Source organism: Micromonospora sp. LOL_024, assembly GCF_048060415.1.
Classification (GTDB): Bacteria; Actinomycetota; Actinomycetes; order Mycobacteriales; family Micromonosporaceae; genus Micromonospora.
Genome location: NZ_JBHMIS010000216.1, coordinates 1 through 312, shown reverse-complemented (window position 1 = coordinate 312; position 312 = coordinate 1). Strand labels below are relative to the sequence as shown.

The 312-nt window shown below is 69.9% G+C and carries 1 pseudogene; it reads left to right on the top strand.

Annotated elements, in window-relative coordinates:
• A pseudogene (locus ACFHWY_RS28940) lies at positions 1-312 on the top strand (transposase); the annotation flags it as partial.

Below are 312 nucleotides of genomic sequence, written 5' to 3'. Positions count from 1 at the left end.
GTCGTGCGCGCTCACCAGCACGCCGCTGGTGCCCGTGGAGGGGGCTCACCACCACCGGTTCGCAGGCACGTCAGGGTCTGGGTCGTTCCCGGGGAGGGTTGACCACGAAGGTGCACACTATGGCCGACGGGCGAGGCCGTTCGCTCGACACGCGGATCACCCCGGGCCAGGCCGCCGATACCAAGCAACTGGTGCCGTTGTTGGATCAGATCGCCGTGACCCGCCCCGGCGGCGTCGGTCGTCCCCGTAAGCGTCCGGACTCGTTGACCGCGGACAAGGCGTACTCGTCCAAGGCGAACCGGGCCGCGTTGC